Annotated in this window: 19 protein-coding genes; 10 read left to right on the top strand and 9 right to left on the bottom strand. The window is 54.8% G+C overall.

The annotated features are described in order from the left end of the window. The first annotated feature begins 194 nt into the window (after positions 1-194). A complete protein-coding gene (locus NSS83_RS18620) occupies positions 195-2,306 on the top strand; it encodes a TerD family protein (RefSeq protein WP_341183351.1) in 2,112 nt (703 codons plus the stop codon). A 121-nt stretch (positions 2,307-2,427) separates the two neighbouring features. On the opposite strand, the gene NSS83_RS18615 is transcribed toward NSS83_RS18620, so the two are convergent. Then, positions 2,428-2,934: a hypothetical protein gene (locus tag NSS83_RS18615; protein ID WP_341183352.1), complete on the bottom strand. Its 507-nt coding sequence runs from the start codon at positions 2,932-2,934 to the stop codon at positions 2,428-2,430. A 28-nt stretch (positions 2,935-2,962) separates the two neighbouring features. Further along, complete coding sequence (locus NSS83_RS18610; RefSeq protein WP_341183353.1) at positions 2,963-6,508, bottom strand: DUF3289 family protein; 3,546 nt, start codon at positions 6,506-6,508, stop codon at positions 2,963-2,965. A gap of 381 nt (positions 6,509-6,889) precedes the next feature. Between NSS83_RS18610 and pnuC the strand changes: the two genes are divergently transcribed. The 4 genes from pnuC to NSS83_RS18590 are packed head-to-tail and all read left to right on the top strand — an operon-like array spanning position 6,890 to position 9,954. Further along, positions 6,890-7,567 carry a nicotinamide riboside transporter PnuC gene (pnuC, locus tag NSS83_RS18605; protein ID WP_341183354.1) on the top strand — a complete coding sequence of 226 codons (678 nt, stop codon included), beginning with the start codon at positions 6,890-6,892 and terminating at the stop codon, positions 7,565-7,567. Next, positions 7,564-8,574, top strand: coding sequence for an AAA family ATPase (locus NSS83_RS18600; protein WP_341346232.1), 1,011 nt, complete (start codon positions 7,564-7,566; stop codon positions 8,572-8,574). Before pnuC ends, NSS83_RS18600 begins: the two co-directional genes overlap by 4 nt. A gap of 25 nt (positions 8,575-8,599) precedes the next feature. Further along, positions 8,600-9,493 carry an NUDIX hydrolase gene (locus NSS83_RS18595; protein WP_341346231.1) on the top strand — a complete coding sequence of 298 codons (894 nt, stop codon included), beginning with the start codon at positions 8,600-8,602 and terminating at the stop codon, positions 9,491-9,493. Positions 9,494-9,513: 20 nt separating this feature from the next. After that, a complete protein-coding gene (locus NSS83_RS18590) occupies positions 9,514-9,954 on the top strand; it encodes a DUF6097 family protein (RefSeq protein WP_341183357.1) in 441 nt (146 codons plus the stop codon). Between the two features lie 14 nt (positions 9,955-9,968). Here NSS83_RS18590 and NSS83_RS18585 read toward each other — a convergent pair whose 3' ends face one another. From NSS83_RS18585 to NSS83_RS18560, 6 genes are all read right to left on the bottom strand, one after another. Next, positions 9,969-11,366: a HAMP domain-containing sensor histidine kinase gene (locus tag NSS83_RS18585; protein ID WP_341346230.1), complete on the bottom strand. Its 1,398-nt coding sequence runs from the start codon at positions 11,364-11,366 to the stop codon at positions 9,969-9,971. Further along, the gene (locus NSS83_RS18580) at positions 11,354-12,016 is read right to left on the bottom strand and encodes a response regulator transcription factor (protein ID WP_341348744.1); all 663 of its coding nucleotides are present in this window, start codon (positions 12,014-12,016) and stop codon (positions 11,354-11,356) included. The genes NSS83_RS18585 and NSS83_RS18580 overlap by 13 nt, the downstream gene beginning before the upstream one ends. A gap of 33 nt (positions 12,017-12,049) precedes the next feature. Then, positions 12,050-12,808 (bottom strand): lantibiotic immunity ABC transporter MutG family permease subunit, encoded by a 759-nt coding sequence (locus tag NSS83_RS18575; RefSeq protein ID WP_341346229.1) that lies wholly within the window; start codon positions 12,806-12,808, stop codon positions 12,050-12,052. A 1-nt stretch (position 12,809) separates the two neighbouring features. Continuing rightward, the gene (locus tag NSS83_RS18570) at positions 12,810-13,538 is read right to left on the bottom strand and encodes a lantibiotic immunity ABC transporter MutE/EpiE family permease subunit (protein WP_341346228.1); all 729 of its coding nucleotides are present in this window, start codon (positions 13,536-13,538) and stop codon (positions 12,810-12,812) included. Beyond that, the gene (locus NSS83_RS18565) at positions 13,531-14,247 is read right to left on the bottom strand and encodes a lantibiotic protection ABC transporter ATP-binding protein (RefSeq protein WP_076156384.1); all 717 of its coding nucleotides are present in this window, start codon (positions 14,245-14,247) and stop codon (positions 13,531-13,533) included. Before NSS83_RS18565 ends, NSS83_RS18570 begins: the two co-directional genes overlap by 8 nt. 132 nt (positions 14,248-14,379) lie before the next feature. Then, on the bottom strand, positions 14,380-14,637 hold the full coding sequence (locus NSS83_RS18560) for a GlsB/YeaQ/YmgE family stress response membrane protein (protein WP_341346227.1): 258 nt from the start codon (positions 14,635-14,637) through the stop codon (positions 14,380-14,382). Positions 14,638-14,936: 299 nt separating this feature from the next. Between NSS83_RS18560 and NSS83_RS18555 the strand changes: the two genes are divergently transcribed. From NSS83_RS18555 to NSS83_RS18545, 3 genes are all read left to right on the top strand, one after another. Further along, positions 14,937-15,635, top strand: coding sequence for a response regulator transcription factor (locus tag NSS83_RS18555; protein ID WP_341183362.1), 699 nt, complete (start codon positions 14,937-14,939; stop codon positions 15,633-15,635). A 23-nt stretch (positions 15,636-15,658) separates the two neighbouring features. Then, positions 15,659-17,032 carry a HAMP domain-containing sensor histidine kinase gene (locus NSS83_RS18550; protein WP_341346226.1) on the top strand — a complete coding sequence of 458 codons (1,374 nt, stop codon included), beginning with the start codon at positions 15,659-15,661 and terminating at the stop codon, positions 17,030-17,032. Positions 17,033-17,143: 111 nt separating this feature from the next. Continuing rightward, positions 17,144-17,887, top strand: a complete 744-nt coding sequence (locus tag NSS83_RS18545) for a hypothetical protein (RefSeq protein WP_341346225.1) — start codon at positions 17,144-17,146, stop codon at positions 17,885-17,887. Positions 17,888-18,010: 123 nt separating this feature from the next. Here NSS83_RS18545 and NSS83_RS18540 read toward each other — a convergent pair whose 3' ends face one another. Next, on the bottom strand, positions 18,011-19,111 hold the full coding sequence (locus NSS83_RS18540) for a GntR family transcriptional regulator (protein WP_341185178.1): 1,101 nt from the start codon (positions 19,109-19,111) through the stop codon (positions 18,011-18,013). A 281-nt stretch (positions 19,112-19,392) separates the two neighbouring features. Here NSS83_RS18540 and NSS83_RS18535 point away from each other — a divergent pair, with 281 nt between their 5' ends. Both NSS83_RS18535 and NSS83_RS18530 read left to right on the top strand, forming a co-directional pair. Then, positions 19,393-21,006 (top strand): FGGY-family carbohydrate kinase, encoded by a 1,614-nt coding sequence (locus tag NSS83_RS18535; RefSeq protein ID WP_341346224.1) that lies wholly within the window; start codon positions 19,393-19,395, stop codon positions 21,004-21,006. A 3-nt stretch (positions 21,007-21,009) separates the two neighbouring features. Continuing rightward, a complete protein-coding gene (locus NSS83_RS18530; protein ID WP_340750843.1) occupies positions 21,010-21,705 on the top strand; it encodes an L-ribulose-5-phosphate 4-epimerase in 696 nt (231 codons plus the stop codon). Positions 21,706-21,738: the final 33 nt, after the last annotated feature.

Genomic DNA, 21,738 nt, shown 5'->3' with positions numbered 1-21,738 from the left:
ACGTTGGCCGGGAGATCATCTTCAGGCTATTGCGGTCCTTCCTTCTACTCAAATTGGATGAATTAGGGCCGCAGCTCTCCTGAAGTATACTTATGATGCTTATCCGGAGAGGAGGCGTCCAGGCTATTGTATTCCTTCCTTCTACCCATGGACTGAAACCAAGTAGGGATACAGCTCTCCTGGACACTTTTACTATGAGAATGAACCGAATCTACCTGCGCAGAGCAGGCAAAATCATGCTGAAACACACCCCAGACACAGAGGGTATTAAGCGGCTCCCAAAAGGGTATCTGGCTGCTGCCCTCCGTAATCTGCAGGGGCTTGGATATACTCTGTCTCCTGCCTTATTCCGGGCGGTCCAGAAGCTGACCCGTGAGGATTTCGAGCATCTGTATTATCCGCTGATTGCGGATGTGAAACGGATGATTGGCGCGCATGTGAATTACGCACCGGTGTATCCGGGCTTCCCGGAGCAGGTGATGCAGGAGGACGAGGCGGAGCTGTATTTCAATGCAATGTACCATTACTACACCTGGGAGCTTCCAGATGTTGAGACTGCGCAGCGAACGCCCCTTGAGGATGAAGTGAAGCTGAAGGCCATTGACCTGGGGAGCATCACAGAGTTCCGGACCCTAATCCGCCAGCTGATAGAGGCCAAGGGCTCGATCTCGGCAGAGGATCAGAAGGACATTGACGCTGTGATTGCGAATACAGCCAACGAAGAGCTGGATGAACTCCTGCCGCCGGAGATTCCGTTCAAGGAGAATGCCGGATATGTGGCGGCGTCGCTGCTTAAGCATGATAAGGCGGATGTGGCGCGAATAAGCCCTTACTTCAAGACGGCAACCGATGTGCTGCGGCTGGCGGTGGCCTGGTCGGAAGGCGATGTCAGTCTGGCGGCGCCTACCCGCTTTCGCAAGTTCAAGCGCCGCGAACGCCGGCTGCTGCTGGGACTACTGGAGCGGTGTCAGACGATCACGGAGGATATGCTGAGATATAAGGAGCGCTGGATTCGCCTTGGCGAGATTCTGCATCCTTCGGAGTATAAGCTACGGTATAAGCGCTGTGAGGAGGCTTTTGATATCCTGCGCAACAACAAAGCCTTCACGACCTTTAACGGAAGTGTGGAGCTTGCTCTTCAGTATCACCAAATGTGGACGGCACTGGATCTGCTGGCGCAGCGTCCGGGTGAATTCGCCCGAAGATTGGCCCAACTGCTGCGGATGACCCGGGAGCCGGAGTTTGTGGTGATGGCCTTCGGAGAAGTAGCCAATCAGGTATCGACCCCGGTGCTGCTGCAGGTGAAGAACCATTTCGCCCGCCAGCGGGAGGGGCAGGAACTGAGAGTCTTTTTTCCCAAAGGGATGATAGCCAAAGCCTGGGCGGTCCCGAATACACAGCCGGAGCTGGATGAAGGGTCCTGCCGTGAGATTGTGGACCTCTGTGAGCAGACGCTGATTACGCGCTTCTCTGTGCAGCCCTCCTTGGGTAAGGTATATATTGACGAGCGACTTAAAGATTATCATGTGCCGTTCTCCCAGCGGTCAGCCAGCAAAGCGCTGCATACGCTTGTACGGGGCAGCCGGATTCCGATGGCCGAAGGGAATACAATCCGTTTCTTCTGCTGGTGGAAGGAGGGGGAGGTGAACAGTACACCTACAGGCCGTGTAGATATTGACCTGTCCGCTGTGCTGTATGACCACAACTGGCAGTACATGGAGCATATCTCGTATACGAATCTGCGTTCCGCACAATATCAGGCAGCCCATAGCGGAGATATTGTAACGGCGCCCTACGGGGCCAGCGAGTTCATCGACCTGCATATTCCTTCAATGGTCGAGTACGGCGGACGATATGTGGTGGCTACGCTCCATTCCTTCACAGGACAGCCGTACTGCAATCTGCCGGAGTGCTTCACCGGGTGGATGATGCGGAAGAAGCCCCGGTCCGGTGAAATCTATGAGCCGGCTACGGTGTCCAATAAGATAGATGTCACCGCAGATACCCAAATTGCCATTCCTGTGATATTGGATCTGGTGGAGCGGACCGTGATCTGGACAGACCTGTCCCTGACGAGAGATCCCTTCTATTCTAATAATGTGGAGGCTAACCAGAAGGGGATGGTGATTATCGGCAAGGCGATGACCTCGCTTCGGAAGCCTGATCTGTACGATCTATTCACGCTTCACGCCAAGGCCCGCGGTGAGCTGGCTGCGTCCGCGCAGCAGGCCGATACCGTATTCTCGGTGGATCAGGGCGTGACTCCGTACCACATTGAGCAGATTATGGCCGAATATGTGGTGTGAGCGGAGCGGTTACCTTATTTGTGCAAAAGAAAAGGGAGTCTCAGCCATTACATGGCTGGGACTCCCTTTTTGAAATATAAGAATTTATATGTTTCACGCTGTTCAGTTGGTGAATTCACCGCTACTTGATCTCAATCCCATACCAGCCCTCTGTCAATGCGGACAGCTTGTATGGGACAGGCTCTGCTGCATATGCCTGCTCAACCATGTGCTGACTTGCGCCATACACAATATGATAGGTGGGGCCATGCTCCCCTTCCCAGTCGAAGACGAACCGCAGGAGATCCTTCCCGTCCTGCCTGCTGTAGCGCACGAAGTTCAGCGTATCCTTGGACAACGCAGCTAGCTGCCGGATCTTGTCTTGCAAGCCTGCGTTCGTACCCTCGAAGAACATAGGGGCAGCCGCATTTCCATTATTGGAATAGATGAAGGTATTCCCGATATTGCGCCCCTTATCCAGGCCGTCCATCAGCAGTAGGGTCTCCGTCTTCACAGTATCGAACGTCCCGCGGTGCTCCTGGAATAGATTGTATTGCGCTCTGGAGGGATCATACCGGATGATGAAGCCTGCCGCTGCAAGCATCAGTATAAGGGTTATGCCAAGAAGGACCCGTGTCCTGCGACTCAATAGCTTCACCTGCCTGACCTACTTAGAATTAGTTCATGGAGCCGCTGAAGGGCAGCTCGTAATCAATCGTGGTAATGAACGGTACATATTTGCCGTTGAACCGTTCGTAGTGCTGGAGGGTGAACCAGTCCACAAATCCCGGATTATTGATCTCATCGTCAGCATCCAGGCCGAAATGGTCATAGAAATGGAACACCAGCTTGCCGCTGAACTGACCTCCGTTGTTCTTGAAATCCTTAATGGTAATATTATGACCATGGAAGGCGTGGATGGCCAGAGACAAGGCCAGATTGGTCTTCTCCGTAAATACCGGATACGGACTGGCCGGGAATTGATTCACGTAATTGTTCACCACATTATGGCTTCCGTTCGGGTCAAATCTCAGTCTGGACAGATCACCGTGATTGCTGCGCAGCTCCTGCACCACGAAATTCCGGATTAATTGTACATAATTCTGGGTGCTGGCGTCAGTGATGACGGCATTGTCCAGCTGGCTGTTATGATACTTGATATATTTGCTGGTATCGAAGGTGTCACCAAGGGCTACCGAGGCTCCTTCATTAATGGTTTTGCTGTATTTGAATGTTGAGATCAGATCGCCAAGAACGAACTTCATATCATCCGTTGCCCCGATCTTGCCGACAACGAACAGAAGGGCCATCTCGCCCCAGATCATGGACTCGGGCGTAATCCTGGCCACCGAGAATACCGGACCCAGCTTAAGCAATTCACCATACGTGTAGTCATTGAACGTCAGGTCATCGGAGACAGGAGAGGTTCCCGGCGCGGCAGTCTTTAGAATGCCTTCCCGGTGATTCGATTGAAGGATGAGCGCCTCACTTACATCTGAAATCAGTCTTCGGCTGTCCACGGCATCGTTCAATCCGTCACCGTCCGTATCGGCCAGATTGGGATTGGAGTACAAATAGGCGTAGACCTTGTCGCCGGATTTGGTAATGCGGATCTCCTGCCCGTCCTTAAGCCCGTCGTTATCGCTGTCGGCATCCAGATAATTCAACCTGATGGCCGCACCGCCAGTACCGACACGCAATCTTCCGGCCTGCATTTCCTTCTCATGATAATCACTGATGCCGTCCTGGTCGGTATCCTTGTACAGGTCGGAAGTCTCGGCAATCGTATCGAAAATTCCGTACAACTGGCTGGCATTGCTGGCGTGATAATAGCTGCCGCCGGTGCCTTGGGCCATGCTGTTCAGTACACTGGTCGAAATACTGCTGCCCAGGCCCACCGTATAAATGATGATTCCCTGATCGGCAGCCCGCTTGGTCAGTGCGGTGTCATAAGAGCCTTCCCCGTCAGTTAGCATAATAATGTACTTCAGGACATCTGCTCTCCCGCCGGCTGCGAACAGATTAAGCGCACTGGAAATTCCGCTGCTCAGCGTCGTTCCGCCGTACGCATCAATCCGTCCCGCAGCCTGACTCAGCATCGCCTTGTCTGAAGTGAAGCCGGATAATACTGTAGCATAGTCGTCAAAATCAACCACAGCCCCGCGGTCACTGTCCGTCAGCAGATCAACAAACTGCCGGGTGACGCTGATTCTCACATTGTTCCGGTCATTATCTGACATACTGCCCGAGGAATCAATGACGAAGGCAATATCCATCCCCGAATAATGCTCCTGCCCTTCATCAAACAGGAACTTATACTGCCAGACCTGTTCATATACCGTCTTGTTCAGCAGAATGTACCTGGAGAAATGAGCCGTCTCTGCCGAGACCACATTCCCGGTTACCTGCTGATCCGGCAGCTCCTCGAACAGCTGCGATTCCTCATTGTAATAGTAGATCTGCGGCACAAAGTCTGCCTGATTCCATAAGCTCTGATCAAACTCAAAGGAAATGGTTGCCTTCTCAAAGCTTCCGTCAATGGAGAAATTATAACCTTGGTCAATATACCCGGGAATGGTTGTATCATTAAGAATGCCGTCCTGAACCGGCTGGACAGACAAGCTGTCTACCTGCTCCGCCGTGATCCCTTCAACGGTCACACTTGGAAGGGCCTTGGCGCCGGTCACCTCTGCCTTCAATGTTCTTGCGAACTTCGTCTCAGGCACAAGCGGGTCGCTGCCAATCTGGAGTTCCCAGCCATCAGAGAGTCCGTCGCCATCGGTATCGGCCTTCAGGGGACTGGTCTTGTGCGTATGAACCTCTTCCCCGTCCTTAAGACCGTCGCCGTCACTGTCTTCGCCTATGAGGCTGGTGCCAAGCCGCAGTTCCTCCAGGTTGGTTAATCCGTCTGCGTCATAGTCTTCATCACCATCAGCAATCCCGTTCTTATCGCTATCCGGCTCAAGCGGGTTCAGCTTCAGCACGAGCAGCTCATCCCGGTCGCTTAACCCGTCGCCATCGGTATCCTTGCTGGTAGCGGAGAGGCCATAATGGTCCTCATAGTAATCGCTGATTCCGTCATTATCACTGTCCTTCTCCCGGTCAATCCCGAGGTTATCCAGATTGCTCTCGTCGAAGTTCACGATAATATACTCTTGGGTCACTTCAGTCCCGTCTTGAACTTGTGCGCGCAGCTTCAGCTGATTGTATCCGATCCCAAGCCCGATTCCTTCCGCAGACCACGCCGCACTTACAGGGATCGTCCCTTGCTGGAGGACTGCCTTATTTCGGTCTTCAATCTGATAGGTAAGGGCTGTGACGCTTGATGCCCCTCCCAGTGTTCCGGTCAGTCTGTCCATCTTGGAGGTCAGGAAGTAATAGTCTCCCTCCGGACTGGTCTGAAGCTGAAGGCCGTACGTATCCAGCTGCACGGAGACCGTCTCCGGCCCAGGGGTTTCCTGCCGGGCTGAGATCTGTGTCAGCTGATAGCCGGAAGGCCCGCTTGTCACATTCCCCGGACTCCCGGAGAAGCCGAGCACAAGGGTCTCGCCTGGCTGAATGTTGGCATTGTAGCCCGCATTATGTATAACGTAATGATTGCCGGTATGACTGGTGATGTCAGCCGTCCAGAAGCGGTCCAGCTGACCTTCATAATCGAACTCTAGCGTCCAATCCTCAATGGTGGACGGCGACAGATTCTTAATGGCAATCTCGCCGTTAAAAGCGCTGCCCCAGTCGCTGGTTACCTTAAAGCTGGGCTCGTATTGCCCGGCCGGCACGATCTGGTCCCCGCCCAGCAACTCAAACACTGCGGGCAGTTGTAATTCTCCTTCACCGGAAGCTGTGAAGCCGAAGCTCTCACTGCCGCCTACGGGAATATCCTGATTGCTTCCCGCATTTTTGATGGCATATAGGCCGTTCTCGTAGGAATCCACCCGTCCATTCCAGATATTCGTGATCTCATAGGGGGAGGTGAATCCAAGAGTCCAGTTCTCCAGCGTCCGGGTGCCTGTATTCCTGATCGTAACATCGGCGTTAAAGGCGCCTTCCCACTTAGAGGAAACCGTGTAGATTACCTCGTACCCCTCTCCTGTATAGGCCGTATGCTGCTTGCCGCCCGTGTCTTCCTGCGCCAAGGCAGGCCTGAGCTGGAGCGAAGAGAACACCAAAACCATAATGACTAATAAGATGAAGCCCCGTTTCGTACTTCTTGTCCTGAACATTGCTTGCCGTTCCTCCTCATAGGATCATTAATTGGGTGGGGAATCTGTAAGATCTTGGAGTCTATGAATCTATCATATTTGCATAAAGAGGTTTAGGCAACAACAAATGGAAGAAAAGTAGAAGAACGACAAAAAGGACCAGCCCCAGGCTGGTCTATCGGGAAAGCTAAGCTGCAGTTTGCATCATTCTAAACGTTAAAGCTTCCTATTGCGCTGTAATCAACCGGTATCTGGAGGACTTCAGAGTAGAATGTCTTCATAGTGGAAATTACTGCTTGCGCCCTGCCAAATAATCTGTTATCTTGATATTAACAAATTGTAATTATCAATTAGTTAATAAGTAATTGCCTGTACATCAGGAAATGAACCGGAGGGATAAACATGAAGAGGGCTGCGGGCCGCTGGAGCGGGTTTGAACTCGCCTGGCTGGTGATATTTACGCTGATTGCGGTTGTTTTTACAGTGATCTCCAAGGATTCGTTCTTCGGGTTCACGGTCTTCATCACCGGGGTACTATGCGTGGTGCTGACGGCGAAGGGGAAGCTGGCGAGCTACGGATTCGGGATGTATAATACTTTTGGTTATGCTTATCTGGCCTATATCAACGGATTATTTGGCGAGGTTATGCTGAATCTGCTATTCTTTGTGCCCATGAATATTGTAGGCTTTTATATGTGGAAAAGAAATATGCAGGGCGGCAAGCTGTCCATGCGCCAGATGAAGGCCGGTGGGGTCGTACTGACCATCGGAATCTGCATTGCCGGGGCGCTGCTGCTCGGCTACAGTCTATCCTTCATCCCGGGGCAGAATTCACCTTACATCGATGCCCTGACTACCGTGCTATCCGTAGTGGCAACGATCCTGATGGTACGGCGTTTCAAGGAGCAGTGGCTGGTCTATATTGTGCTGAATATGTTCACCGTGCTGCTCTGGGTGATCCGGACCATTGAAGGCAGCGGGGAGGGCCTGCTGATGATTGTGATGTGGAGCGCCTATCTGATTAATGCGGTATACGGCTACTACAACTGGAATAAAGGGGCGAAGGAGGCACTGGCATGAAGACACTCGGATTAACCCTCGGGAAGTTCGCTCCGCTGCATAAAGGGCACCAGTTCATGTTCGAGACGGCGCTTCAGGAGGTCGACGAGCTGATCGTGGTGATCTATGAGACCACTGTCTCTCCGGTTCCGCTACAGGTCCGGGCGAACTGGATTCGCAGGCTCTATCCTGCGGTCCGGGTGATCGAGGCCTGGGACGGGCCGGACGGGTACTCGGATGATAGAGAGCATGAGATCCAGGAAGAACAATATATCCTGGGGCTGCTGAAGGGCGAGCAGGTGACTCACTTCTATTCCAGCGAGTTCTATGGAGCGCATATGAGCCTGGCGCTCGGGGCTATCGACCGGCGGGTGGATGAAGCGCGGGTACAGGTGCCGGTATCGGCCACGATGGTCCGCTCCGATCCTTACAAATACCGGGATTATGTCAGCGGGCTGGTATACCGTGATCTAATTACCAAGGTCGTATTTGTAGGGGCGATGTCTACCGGGAAGTCTACGATTACCGAAGCGCTTGCCCGCAAGTACGGCACAGCCTTCGCCAGCGAATACGGGCGGGATTACTGGACAGAGCACCAGGTGGACCGCCGGATTGGTCTGGAGGCTTTTGACGAGATCGCTTTGGGCCATCTGGAGCGGGAAGAGCAGGCACTGCTTACGGCAGACCGGTATCTGTTCGTTGACACGAATGCGATTACCACGTATATGTATGCGCTGGATTACCACGGGAAGGCTCCTGAGCTGCTGACCCGGCTGGCCCTGGAGAATGCGCAGCGCTACGACCTGTTCTTCCTCTGTGAGGATGATATTCCGTATGACGACACGTGGGACCGCAGCGGGGATCAGAAGCGGCATGTGTTCCATCAGCAGATTATCGCGGATCTGAAGGAGCGGCGGATTCCCTATATTACCTTGAGGGGCACGCTTACGGAACGTATAAGCAAGGTGGACAGTGTACTGGCAAAATTCAAGCCGTACGGGAACTATTTCGGAGAACTGGAGCATTGAACCAGAGGCAGAGGAGGCGGAGAGAGTGGAATTGAGAGATGGTAACGGACTTACAGAGCGTGAATTCCTGGAGCAGTACCGGGCCGGGGACTACGAGCGGCCTTCCGTGGCGGCGGATATGGTAATCTTCACCGTTATAGATCCAGCGGAGGACCAGGAACCTGAGGCTGCGGCGAAGGAGTTGCGTCTCCTGCTGATCCGCAGAGGCGGGCATCCCTGCCTGGGCAAGTGGGCGCTGCCCGGCGGCTTCGCCCAGCCGGATGAGACCACAGATCAGGCGGCCGCACGCGAGCTGGAGGAGGAAACCGGCGTCACCGGCGTATATCTGGAGCAGCTTCGTACCTTCTCTGACCCCGGGCGCGATCCCCGTACTTGGGTGATCAGCAGCAGCTATATGGCGCTTGTCGACAGCCGCCGCATCCAATTAGAGGCCGGGGATGATGCCGAGGCTGCGGCATGGTTCAAGGTAAGCTACCAGCTCCGGCAGGAGCATAAGGAGCTGTTGGAGCCGGGCTGCATCCGCACCCGTATCTATGAGCTTCGGCTGGAAGCGGGCGGACAAGAGCTGGCAGCAGTGATTGAACAGACGTTGACAGCTACACCGGCAGCCAGATCGGTGCAATATGCCGTCTTGTCCAATGACGGACTCGCTTTTGATCACGCCAAGATCATTGCCTATGCCATCCAGCAGCTGCGCAAGGAGACGGAGAGAACCGGAATCGCGCTGCTCTTAATGCCTGAGCAATTCACTCTGGCCGAGTTGCAGCAGGTCTACGAGTTGATTCTCGGCCAGGAGATTCCGAAGGCGGTCTTCCTGGACAAGATGGCTGCGCTTATAACCGCGACCAACCTGTACACAGAGCCTACGGAACACACCCCCTCCCGCCGCTTGTATCAGCGGAACTGGGGAGAAGTCTGAATTTTAGGAGGAAACCATCGATGAACGCAGGAAGAGCAATATTAAAAACAATGGAATTCAGCCACGAACTCGATGTGCTGCACAACTACATCACACAATCCAAGATGCCGGTACGCAAAAGCGACTCCTTCGATAAGCAGGTCATGCTGCTCGAAGAAGCCCAGGGTGAAAGCGCGTTTCAATCCACCTACAAAAAGATGAAGAAGGTCAACATCCTGTCCGGTCTGTTCGCTCTGCCGGTGCTGCTGGTGGTTGCCATCGCTGCGATCTACGGCAGGTATATCAACCGGGGCTATGATGTGTTCGGCTATTTCGTGGATCATCCGGTGCTGTATATCGTACCTGCCGCGCTGATCGTAGTGACACTGGTGCTGGCCCTGTATCATTCGGCGCTGCGGCGGAAGCTGTACGGCCGGATCTATCCGGAGCTGAAAAGAAAGCTGGGACTAAACGCCGCCTGACCGCAGACGGCGTTTTAGTCTACCCCCGGGCCGGGCCGTTGCTCAGGCACGGTAATGCGCATCGTGACCTTCCCGCCCCCGGAGGGTCCGGCGTTGCTGAGGATCAGACTGCCTCCGTGCTGCTCGGCCACAGACCGCGCAATGTAGAGCCCCATTCCGTGATGATCCCCGGAGCTGCGGCTCGGATCGCCCCGGTAGAATTGGTTAGTCGCCTCCCGGAGGTCAGCCGCTGAGAAGCCGCTGCCGGTATCGGTAACCGTGAACTGAACCGCCGCCGCTTCACCCTGGACGAGCAGGGCAATGCTTCCCCCGGGCGGGGTGTGCTCGGCCGCATTGGCGATCAGGTTCATGATTCCCCGCAGCAGCAGCTCCTTGTGGATGTACAGGAATTCCGGCAGCTTCTCCTGCCGGACAGAGGTCTTGAGGTCCCTGCCCGCAGCCAGGGCCTTCATTTGCAGCTCCAGCTCGGCCACGATCTCTGCCGCCGGGACCCGCGTCTGCTGGCGGGATGAGCCGGACTGCAGCCTGGACAAGTCAATGACCTCCTGCACGAAGGCTTCAATGTCTTCGGCGCTGCGGCGGATATAGCCGCTGTATTCACGCTGCGGCTCCGTCTCAACAATCTCCTGAAGCAGCTCGGCATTGCCCCGGATAATGGTCAGCGGCGTCTTGATGTCATGGGCCAGCGCGGAGATCTGCTCGCTGCGGGAGCGCTCCAGCATCCACTGCTGCTCCAGTGAAGTCTGCAGGGCATCCTTCATCCGGTCCAGGGAGCCCAGCACCTCGTCAATCTCCCGGATGCCGCTGGGCTGGACGGTGAACTCCAGATTCTCGCGCCGGATGTTCTCGGTCGCATCCTGCAGGCCGGCCATCCGCTCCGAGAGCTTCCGGCCGAACCGGGCCGCGAGCAGGGCGGCCATCAGCAGGAACCCGAGCACGAAGAGCGAGGGTCCCAGGAGCTGGGGATTCGGCAGCGCGCTGCGCAGCACTGGAGAAGCATACTGCGGTGTCAGGACATAGCGGAAGATCCACAGCTTCTGCCCATGCTCAGCGGTGGTGTAGTAGTAGGAGCTTCTGTTGTTCCCCTCCCGGACAATTCTCCAGGCTTGCTCCGCCTCTTTAGCTGTCAGATTGCCGGCCAGCGGCTTCCCGTCCAAGGTGAATACGGTGTACTCCAGCCGGCCCGGGACCTGGGGAGACTTATCCGCTCCGCCCGCAGCCAGCTGCTGCTTGAACTGGGCGATTTCCTTCTCGTCATAGTTGGCAGGCAGCAGCGCCCCCCGGGCGAACGCCAGTGTGAATGCGCCGACCAATACTCCCAGCAGCAGAACGGTACCGAGACTCAACAGCAGCAGGTAGTGCAGAAAAAAGGTGCGCAGCCGCACGGTTTTGCGTTGTTTTACAGCTTCCACTTATATCCGATCCCCCAGATGGTTTCAATGGCCTCAAGCCCATACCGGCCCAGCTTGGCGCGGATGTTCTTGACATGCTCCGTAATGGCACTGCTGTCACTCTCCCCGTCATATCCGAAGACCCCTTCGTAGATACTCTCTTTGGAGAAGACCTGACCGCGGTGGCGGGCCAGAAACTCGCAGATTTCATATTCACTTTTGGTCAGCGGCACCTTGTCCTCCCGGGCGTACAGCTCTTTACCGGAGAGGTTGAAGCGTACAGGGTCCATATACAGAATGTTGCGCTTCTCCCGGTTCTCCCGCCGCAGATGAGCGTTGATCCGCGCCCGCAGCGCGCCTATGCCGAAGGGCTTCATAATATAATCATCCGCCCCCAGCCCCAGTCCGAACATCAGGTCACTTTCCAGCGTCTTCGCCGTCAAAAAAAGAATGGGACAATCCACCGCCGTGCGGATCTCCCGGCACAGGGTGAAGCCATCCACGCCGGGCATCATCACATCCAGCAGAATCAGGTCATATGCACCGAGGTCGGTCCCGCGCACCAGCGTGGAATCAGAGAAGGTGGTTACCAGATGGCGGTCGGTACTGAGCGCGTTGGCTATCAGGGACAGGATGGCGGGTTCATCGTCTACCACAAGTATTTTGGCCATAGTCATGGATTCCCTCATTTACAGATTAGTAGGCTAGTTATCCGCAGAGCGGCCCTCCCACTTGTAGAACCATACCATACTGAGGAGGCCGGCAGCTATCGTTGCTACTATGCAGATGGATACGCCGGTGGCCAATCCCGTTTCGGCAAATGGCGGCAAACCTCCCGAATGCTGAATCTCCAGCAGGGAGAGGAAACGGCCGCCCCAGGCGAAGGGGATATACGGCCACAGGATATCGCCAAGACCGGTCAGCATCAGGGCAGCGAGCAGGCTTCCCGTGATTCCTATGCCGATAGAGACGCCCCGTCCGAAGCGCAGGCTGAGCGCGAAGTGAAGCAGATAGAGCAGGATATTGCTTGCGAACAGGATCACAGAGCCGGTGAGATAAAAGGGTATGCCGTGCCGGTCCTGCCCCAGCATTCCGGCAAAGCCCACGCTGAACAGGACGAAGACCAGCAGGACAGCCCCCAGGCTGAATCCCAGCAGGAGCAGGAGCTTGCTCAAAAAGGTTGTTGTCCTGCCCGCAGGCAGGGCTAGCATCCCCTGAAACCCTCCGGAGGCGGCCTCCTGCTCCGCCGCCATCGCACAGACTAGCCCGATGAGGGTAGGAAACGCACAAGCGACTGCCTGCATGAACCCCATCACCTTGCCCGCTTCACTTGCAGCAGAGATGGAATAATAGGCCAGGAACAGGCCGGCCCCGATCAGCGGGGTCAGCAGATGGATCAGGAGAAACGGGGTGCGCCGCATTTTGAGCAGATCGGCTCTGAGCAGACCCGGAAGTGCATTCATGCTACTTCGCCTCCTGTCTACGGAACCATACGGTGGTGAGCAGGAACAGGATGGCGAACCATCCGAGAGAGACCAGCGTATCCGGAAGAATCATTTCTGTGCTGCGCAGCGGGCTGTCCGCAGGAACCGGCAGGCCGTTCGGCAGGATGGACAGCACCGGACACATGAGCCTGAAGGTAATCGTATAGGGGATGTAATCCCATAACCCGCCCTTGTCGAATTGAACTACACCTAGAATAGTACCGGCAAGGTTCAGCAGGACCGCTGCGAATAATCCGAGACGGGCCGCCAGGAACAGGCACAGCGGGATCTGCCACAGGAAGGTTAGGAAGATCAATATGCTGCCCCCCAGACTGCTCAGCAGTGTAATCGTCTGTCCGAACAGTAGCCCCCCGGCTGTAACCCCGGTCAGGAACACGAGGAGCGCAGCCATTAGCCAATACGCACAGGCGATGATTTTCCCGGCCCAGAGCGTTCCCGGTGTAAAGGGCAAGGCCAGTATTCCGCGGTATTTCAGCTTCGCGTCCTTCTGCAGCGCCAGCGAACAGACCAGGCTCAGCGCTCCGGGCAACAGTATCGTGTACCACCAGTTATAAGACCCGCTCTGAAAAAAGCCGCCGCCCATCAGAACAGCGCACAAGAACAGAGTGAATACTGGAGCGATCCAGGCCAGCTTGGGAATGAAGGTACGCCGCCATTTCAGGTGTTCCGCTCTAATGATATTAAGCATGGGCGGCACCCTCCCTCCGGTGGGCTGCTGCGACCTGCATGAACAGCGCCTCCAGATCCTGATCCGGGGAGACCGCTCCCTGATAGCCCAGCACGCCGCCTGCGATAATGCCGATATGGTCGGCTGTCTGCTCCACCTCGGAGAGCAGGTGGCTCGACAGGATGACGGTGATTCCCTGCTCCGGGAAGGAGCGGATCAGCTCCCGCAGCTCCTGAATCCCGATCGGGTCCAGCCCGTTGGTCGGCTCGTCCAGAATCAGCAGCTCCGGCTGGTTCAAGAGTGCAATGGCGATGCCGAGCCGCTGCTTCATGCCCATGGAGAATTGTCCGGCCCGCTTCTTCCCGGTTGCGGTCAGATCGACAACAGCAAGCACCTCTTCGATACGCGACAGCGGCAGTCCGAGAGCCAGCGTGCGTACCTTGAGATTCTCCCGGGCAGTCAGATTATCGTACAGCGGCGGTGCTTCAATCAATACGCCGATCCGGCTTAAGTCCTTCCGGGTCCATTCCCGGCCCTGGAAGCAGATTCTCCCGGAATCGGGGCGCAGCATCCCGGTAATCATTTTGAGCAGGGTGGATTTGCCTGCACCGTTCGGACCGAGCAGCCCGTAGACGGAATTGCGCGCGACTGTTAACGATACGTTATTGACGGCGGTCTGGCGCTTGAAGCTTTTACATAGATCCTGTATTTCCAGAATATTATCCTGCATAGTATATCATCCTTTCTCTACCTCTACTCTAAGGGCAGATTCTAAGGATTCTGTAAGGATGACATGGCAGAGCCCCCTGCCTGGTGAACAGGAGGGGCTCTGTGTTGACTTTGCAGCGGCCGGCAGGAAGGATTAACGGCGCCGGAAGGCGCCGCCGCGGGCCAGGGCAAAGAAGATCAATAGTGTAACGATGGAGCCGATAATGGCCGGAACAATGTGGAAGCCACCTACTACAGGGCCCCTTGGACCAAGCAGCTCGGAGCCCAGCCAGGAGCCGATGAACCCGGCGATTACATTGCCGAGTACGCCTCCCGGAACATCTCGCCCGATTAGATTGCCGCTTAGCCAGCCGATGAGTCCCCCTACGATGATTACCCAGAGCAGATACATTGATTTGTCCCCTTTCTAGTTGGTTTATTCAAGGTATGTTGAAATACGGATAAGGTGAACCATCTGCCGAAGGTTTATTTAAATATAAGAATGTATATGTTTCACGCTATACATTATCCTTCTATTTCTCGCTGAAACGGTACCGTCCTTCAAAAGGACAGCAAAGCCGTTTCCACTTGTTGCCAAGCTCTAACAGGGCTGAAAACCGAACACAATGGGTCGTTGCGGGGGTTCGGACGGTGACAGGGAGATTAACGTGCTCTTGCGGTGTTAATATTAGGTATAGGAGGAGGGATCGGATGAACAAAATTCTCGTAATTGATGATGAAGCGGCCCTGCGGGACCTGATCGAGCTTGTGCTCCGCAGAGAGAATTATGAGGTGCGGACAGCGGAGAACGGAAGTGCGGGGCTTACGGCCCTGGATGCTTTTCAGCCGGATCTGGTGGTGCTGGATCTGATGCTGCCCGATTGCTCCGGCTATGACCTGTGCAAGGAGATCACCAAACGGCAGGCGGTTCCCGTCATTATGCTGTCGGCCAAGAATGAGATTATAGATAAGGTGCTGGGACTTGAGCTGGGGGCTGAGGATTACATGACCAAGCCGTTCGATAACCGGGAGCTGCTGGCGCGGATCAAGGTGGTGCTCCGGAGAGCCCAGAACAGCGGCCTGCCCGCAGATGCTGAAGATACCCGGATCTCTCATGAGGAGCTGACCTTCGATCTGGAGACCCGGGTGGTGCAGAAGGGCGGCGTTCCGGTGGCTCTGACAGCCAAGGAATTCCGGATTCTGGAGACGCTGCTGAAGCGCCCTGACAAAATCTATACCCGGGATGAGCTGCTGGAGATCGTCTGGGGCTATGACTTCATGGGCGACAGCCGCAGCGTGGATATGACGATTATGCGCTTAAGAAAGAAGCTGGAGGATGATGCCGAGAATCCGAAATATATCAGGACTGTCTACGGCTTCGGTTATCAGCTGGGAGGTGGCTCCGCCTGAAATACGCGACCCGGCTGGTGCTAATGTATTTGCTGTTCTCGGTGCTGTCCTTTGCCGTGATCATTATTTCGGTGAATAAGGCGATTGACTATTTCAGCTTCGTAACGATAGAGAAGCAAATGATGGAGAAGGCGGATCTTGGCGAGATGTCCTTCAGGGAGGTGCTCTCCAGGCTCGAACAAGAGGTGGATGCCGGGCAGATGGAGGCGGTGGCGAGAAGTGCGCTGGAGACGTTAAAAGCCTCCGTCAAGGAGGTGCGGATCTACGACAGCAGCCAGAAGCTGCTGGGACTCGCCGTTGACGGAATTGTGATTAATAACAAGACCCCCGTCATTTTCCCAGGGAATATCCAGAACGCCCTTAAGGGCAATTATGCGTATACGGTCTCCGAGGATCACCTGCTGTACTTCGCGGTTCCGATTCAAGACAAATATTATCAGAACAGCTATGTGTACGAGTTTGTGGAGGATGTCTCTTATTTCTATACGATGATGGACCAGATCCGCTATATCCTGTTCGCCGGTGCAGGAGGATTCATTATTCTGATTACACTCTCCAGTCTATTCATTGCCCGGAATACAACGAAGCCGATCAAATATCTGCTTGGCGCGACAGAGAGCTTCTCCAAGCAGCAGTTCCGGGAGGTGCGCCTGAACAGGAAGGATGAGCTGGGCATGCTTGCTGCGGGCCTGAACCGGATGGGCATTCAGCTCAGCGACTATATCCAGTATCAGAAGCAGTTTGTCTCGAACGTATCCCATGAGCTGAAGACGCCGCTCGCTGCGATCAAGGGGTTCTCACAATATTTGTACGAAGGCGAGGACGAGGATGAGGAGCTGCAGCGGATCTACTTCCATCTGGTGAATGAATCGGACCGCCTGACCCGGCTGGTCAATGAGCTGCTCATGCTGTCGCGCTTCGATAAGGCAGGGCAGGATGGAATCGATGCCGAGAAGACAGATCTGGCACAGCTGGCCGCAAGGGTAGCCGCCGGATTGAGGGTCAAGGCGGACAGTAAGGGGATAGAGCTTACGATCCGCCAGGGACCGCCGGTCTTCGTCAATGTCAATCAGGTGCTGATGTCCCATGCCATCGCTAATGTACTGGACAACGCCGTGAAGTATTCCAATTCCCGCACCCGGATAAGCATTGAAGTGTTAACCAGAGAGCAGGAAGCCATCGTGCAGATCAGCGATCAGGGCATCGGAATCAGCCCGGATGAACTTACCCGTGTACAGGAGCGGTTCTACCGGGCAAGCAATGCCGGCGGGGCCGGCGGAACGGGGCTGGGGCTGTCCATCTGTAAGGAGATCGCCGAGAAGTTCGGCGGGCACCTCAGCATAGAGAGCCAGCTCCGAACCGGAACCACCGTCTCTATCCATCTGCCGCTTAGTTAACGTTACAAGACTGATACAACTCTGTTATTACACTAATAAATGGTTTTCGTATACTAACCTCATACCAAACAAACAACGCGCCAAACGCGTACATTCATGGAGGGATTACTTATGGGAACATTTAAAAAACCGGCAGCGCTGCTGCTGCCCGCAGTATTGTTAATGACACTTCTGGCCGGATGCCAGTCCGATTCGGCCGCTCCGGCGGCTACCCCTTCGGCAGAACCTACAGCTGAAGCGGTATCCACAGCGGCACCGGAAGCTTCGGCTACCCCTGCTGCTGAGCCTGCGGCGACTGAAGCTGCTACAGCCGAGCCAACCCCAGCGGCTTCAGCGGGCAGCTCCGAGGCGATCAAGGAGGGAACCATTGAGAAGGAAGGAAATGTGATTCTGAAGGAGCTGGCTTTTGTCCATAAGGATCACACCATCGCTCTCTCCGACATTGTGGATGATGCTAAGCTGGAGAGTATGCTGGGCAAGGCAACGGCGAAGAAATCGCACACGTATTCTTTGGATGACGGTAAGAATATGGATACCCTGATCGGCAGAACAGAGAACACGTATACCTTCCCGGGCCTTGAGATTAAGACGATTGATTCGGGTGACGGCAAGCAGTTCTACATCTTCAGCATTAAGATTACCGATCCGAAGTACACTACGGTCCGTAATATCAAGGTCGGAGACAGCCTGGACACACTCAAAAAAGCCTATCCCGAAGGCAAGCTGACCGGAGACGGGGCACCTGAGGAAGAGGATGACTACCGGTTCGCCCCAAGCAACTATGTGGATTATATTCTGTTCCATGTCAAGGGCGCTAAGATTGAAAGCATAAGCATCTCTACGCTGCTGGACTAAGCCTGTCCCCCGGTTCTGCCAGATTAAATAAGAACAGCCCTGCCGCTTCACGGCCTGTAACGGTCATGAAGCGGTCAGGGCTGTTTGTCTGTGTAGCTTAAGCTTATTTCTGGGCGGACTATCCTATTCCGCTGGAGCTGGTTCCAGCACCCGCACCGTCTCCCCCTCTATCAGCTCAGGCAGATAGTAGGTGCTGCTCTTCAGGTCCTTTTTACCCTGAAGCTTCTTAATGACCCATTCGGCCGCATCCCGGCCCATCTGCTCCTGCGGGTGGGTCAGCGTCGTCAGCTTGATCCCCGCGTTCTTGGCAATATAGGAATTGTCCTGCCCGATAATCGACAGCTCTCCCGGAATTGAGATCCCAAGCTCGCGGCACACCTTGACGACTTCCAGCCCCACTTCATCGTTATAACAGACGATAGCGGTCAGCACCTCTCTGTTATCTGTAAGGAATTGCTCCAGATTGGCCGACAGCGCCTGCTTCGATTCCGTATCGAAGGAGAGCACCTGCTCCGGGTGGAAGCGCAGCTTGGCTTCGCCGAGCGCCTTGATATAGCCCTTCATACGGTATTTGCCCTGGAGATCGTCCATTTTGGCAATAATCCCGATCTGGGTATGCCCCTTCGAGATCAGCTCCCGGGTCGCCAGATAGCTGGACTGTACATCATCCAGACAGAAGAACGGCACCTCCAGCTCCTCATAATAAGCGTTAATCATGATGAACGGGACATCCTGCTCCTTGAACGACAGGTAGTAGGCGATATTCGGGTTATACAGGTTGCTTTTCGTAGGCTCAATAATCAGCCCGTCTACCCCGAAGGACAGCATCATCTCCAGCGCCTTCTTCTCCTGGGCCACATCATTATTGGTGCTGGCGAGCAGCAGGGAATAGTTGTCCTCGTTGAGCCTGCCTTCAATCCCCCGGATAATGGAGGGGAAAATATAATCGGAGAGGTATGTGGTTATTACGCCGATGGTCCGTTTGCCCGCGCCATTCCCGGATTTGGACCGGAACTGGTGGCTGACATAGGTGCCTGAGCCCTTCTCGCTCCGCAGGAACCCCTCGTTGGACAGCTCCAGAATGGCCTTCCGCACGGTCTGGCGGCTGACGCCGTACATCTCCTGCAGCGCAGATTCAGTAGGAATTTGTTCGCCTACACTGTAGGTGCCGGACAGGATATTGCTTTTGAGTTCATCGAATATGATCTGGTACTTGGTTCGCACACGGGTCACTTCTTTCATAGTTGTTCTTATTTGAAATGGATAAATTATTATAGTTGTACGTACATATTATAGCTTGAATATAAGCTTAATATCCTCCGGTGTCTACTATATCTAATGATTTGCGTAAAATAGGGGTGTTTTTCCGGTAAATTTGTAGGTATATCTTATATCCATTGTTGACAAATGTACGAACAAAAAATATACTAAACCTGTTCATAAAGGAAGCGCATTCTTTAGATTCGTAAGTAACACAGTTTGGTTCAGAGAGGAGTAACGTGGGCATGGATCAGAACATCAAGCAAGCGATACTTAAGGGAGAGACATCACTGGGTATCGAATTTGGGTCCACACGTATCAAGGCCGTCCTGATTGATCAGCAGTTCGAGACGGTTGCATCCGGAAGCTACGAGTGGGAGAACCTGCTGGAAGGCGGATATTGGACGTATCCTTTGACGGATATTATTAAGGGCCTGCAAGCCGCTTACCGCGAGATGAAGCAGGAGGTTGCACAGAAATACGGGATTACGGTTACTACTGTCGGTTCGATCGGATTCTCAGCAATGATGCATGGATATATGGCCTTTGACAGCACGGGCGAGCTGCTGGTTCCGTTCCGGACCTGGCGCAATGCTACAACCGGTGCGGCGGCCAAGGAATTAACAGAGCTGTTCCAGTTCAATATTCCGGAGCGCTGGACCATTGCCCACCTGTATCAGGCGATTCTGAACGGGGAAGAGCATGTTCCGCAGGCAACGTTCGTAACGACGCTGGGCGGATACATCCATTGGCTGCTGACCGGCAGCAAGGCGATTGGGATTGGCGATGCCTCCGGGGTCTTCCCTATAGATGAAGCTTCGCAGAATTACCATCCGGCCATGGTCAGCCAGTTTGATGAGCTGATTGCCGCTAAGAATTACCCTTGGAAGCTGAGTGATCTTCTGCCCAAGGTCTACGCTGCAGGCGAGCAGGCGGGTGTGTTAACAGAAGCCGGTGCTAGACTGCTGGATGAGTCGGGGGACCTGCTGGCAGGCATTCCGCTCTGTCCGCCGGAAGGCGATGCCGGAACAGGAATGGTCGCTACGAATAGTGTCCGCAAACGGACTGGTAATATCTCTGTAGGCACCTCCGTATTCGCTATGATCGTGCTGGAGAAGGATCTTACGGCGGTATATCCTGAGATTGACATGGTGACCACCCCGGATGGCAGTCCGGTGGGAATGGTACATGCCAACAATTGCTCCAGCGATATCAACGCCTGGGTCGGCTTGTTCCGGGAATTCTCGGAGGCGATGGGCTTCAAGGCTGATCCGGCGCAGCTGTTCAGCGTTCTGTTCAATAAAGCACTGGAGGCAGACGCCGATGGCGGCGGCTTGCTGAGCTACGGCTATTTCTCGGGTGAGAATATTACCGGGCTGGACAAGGGACGGCCGCTGTTCGTCCGTTCGCCGGAGAGCCGGTTCACGCTGGGCAACTTTATGCGGACGCATTTGTTCTCCGCTTTTGGCGCACTGAAGATCGGGATGGATATTCTGACCTTGAAGGAGCAGGTGTCCATCGACAGCATTCTGGCGCATGGCGGCTTGTTCAAGACGCCTGTTGTCGGACAGAGAATTGTAGCCGCTGCGATGAATGTGCCGGTCTCTGTGATGGCAACAGCCGGAGAAGGCGGCGCATGGGGCATGGCGATTCTGGCTTCTTATATGAAGAATAGAGGGCAGCAGGAGCGTCTGGATGATTTCCTCGACCAGAAGGTTTTCAAGGATATCGAAGGCGAGACTATTCATCCGGTTGCGGCAGATGTGAAGGGCTTTGAATTGTTCATGGAACGCTACACGGCGGGTCTGGCGATTGAGCAGGCCGCTGTAGATCATCTCGTAGAGAACGGGGGGAATTAACACATGCTGGAGCAACTGAAGGAAGAGGTATGCGAGGCTAATCTGGAGCTGCCTAAGCACGGGCTGGTCAAATACACCTGGGGCAATGTGAGCGCGGTGGACCGGGCGAGCAGCCTGTTCGTCATCAAGCCGAGCGGAGTCAGCTACGATAAAATGAAGCCGAGCGATATGGTCGTTGTGGACTTTGACGGCAATGTGGTGGAAGGAGAGATGCGGCCTTCTTCGGATACAGCTACCCATGCTGTACTCTACAAGCATTATGCCGAGATCGGCGGCATCGTGCATACGCATTCCACGTGGGCGACCATCTGGGCGCAGGCCGGACTGGACGTTCCGGTTATGGGGACGACACATGCAGACACCTTCTATGGTTCTGTACCGTGTACACGGTTCCTGACCCAGGAGGAGATTGACCGCGGGTATGAAGCAGAGACCGGGCATGTGATCATTGAGACTTTTGAACAGCGGGGGCTGGATGTTATGGCGATTCCCGGCGTTCTGCTGAAGGGCCATGCGCCGTTCACTTGGGGCAAGGATGCCCATGCTGCCGTGATGAATAGTGTGGTGCTGGAGGAAGTGTCCAAGATGAACCACTTCGCCCGCCAGCTGAACACCTTCGCCGAGGAGCTGCCGCAGCGGATTCTGGACAAGCATTATCTGCGCAAGCACGGCAAGGACGCGTATTACGGACAGAAGTAACTGATTTATACCAAACTAATTTTCACCAAACTA

Origin of the sequence: Paenibacillus sp. FSL H3-0469 (assembly GCF_038051945.1) — a bacterium.
Taxonomy (GTDB): domain Bacteria; phylum Bacillota; class Bacilli; order Paenibacillales; family Paenibacillaceae; genus Paenibacillus_AQ.
This window is presented reverse-complemented; position numbering and strand designations above follow the sequence as displayed.